The organism is Rheinheimera riviphila (assembly GCF_004005945.1).
Taxonomy (GTDB): domain Bacteria; phylum Pseudomonadota; class Gammaproteobacteria; order Enterobacterales; family Alteromonadaceae; genus Pararheinheimera; species Pararheinheimera riviphila.
Window position 1 is genome coordinate 1 of the sequence record NZ_SACS01000046.1, and the last position, 1,307, is coordinate 1,307.

The window sequence follows — 1,307 nt, forward strand, 5'->3', positions numbered from 1 at the left end:
GAGTCTGTAAAAAAATCTGTGTAAGTGGCATTCTACCTAACTCCTTGGAAGGGATAAAGAATGCCAATTACAGACCAATTACTGGATCAGCTGTTAGCTGACTGCAAATCTCCTGAAGATCTGATGGGTGAGCAAGGCCTGTTGCGCCAGTTGACCAAAAAGCTTGCTGAACGAGCCCTTGAAGCTGAGATGGAACACCATCTTGGTTACGCCAAACATGATCCTGCCGGTAAAAAATCCGGTAATTCCCGCAACGGTAAAACCAGTAAAACTGTGCGCTCTGTGCATGGTGAAATCGAGCTGGAAGTCCCGCGAGACCGTAACAGCACCTTCGAACCGAGATTGGTCAAGAAAAGCGAAAAACAGCTGGGCGGCTTTGATGAGCGCATCATTTCGCTGTACGCCCGTGGCATGTCGACCCGTGATATTCAGGCGCATTTTGAAGAAGCCTATGATGTCGAAGTGTCGCCAACCTTCATTTCTCAGGTGACCAATGCCGTGCTCGATGAAGTCAAAATCTGGCAACAACGGCCATTAAACACGGTCTACCCGATAGTCTATCTGGACTGTCTGGTAGTTCGCAGCCGCGACTCTGGAGCCATTCAAAACAAAGCGGTTTATCTCGCACTTGGCGTCAACAGTGACGGTGAAAAAGAGCTGCTGGGCCTTTGGTTGTCGCAAAACGAAGGCGCCAAATTCTGGCTGAGCGTGATGAACGAACTTAAAAACCGGGGCGTGAACGACATCTTTATCGCCTGTTGTGATGGCCTCAAAGGATTTCCGGAAGCGATTGAAGCGGTCTATCCGAAAACTCAGGTTCAGCTGTGTATTGTGCATCAGGTGCGCCACAGCCTGCGGTTTGTGGGCTGGAAAGAGCGCAAGGAAGTGGCTGCAGACCTGCGAACTATCTACGGTGCAGCCACGCTGCAACAAGCCGAACAGGCACTGGATGAATTCGCTGCGACCTGGGACGGAAAACACCCTGGCATTAGCCAGTCCTGGCGAAACAACTGGAGCCGGCTGAGTGTGTTTTTTGACTATCCACCTGAAATCCGGAAGGTTATTTACACGACCAACGCGATTGAATCTTTGAATGCCAGTTTGCGAAAAGTTACCAAAACCAGACGTTCATTCCCGAACGATGAAGCCGTGTTAAAACTGCTGTATCTAGCTTTACATCAAATTGCGAAGAAGTGGACAATGCCACTTAGGGACTGGAAACCGGCGATGAATCAGTTCATTATCATGTACGGTGACCGTGTATCGCTATGATAAACAGCCACTTACACAGAAAATTTTACATACTC

1 protein-coding gene is annotated in these 1,307 nt (G+C 49.0%); it reads left to right on the plus strand.

Annotated elements, in window-relative coordinates:
- Positions 1-60: 60 nt before the first annotated feature.
- Positions 61-1,272, plus strand: a complete 1,212-nt coding sequence (locus EOE67_RS20280; RefSeq protein WP_127701423.1) for an IS256 family transposase — start codon at positions 61-63, stop codon at positions 1,270-1,272.
- Positions 1,273-1,307 lie beyond the last annotated feature (35 nt).

Coding starts and splice junctions, on each gene's coding strand:
- EOE67_RS20280 (WP_127701423.1), top strand. CDS start 61: ATGCCAATTACAGACCAATTACTGGATCAGCTGTTAGCTGACTGCAAA.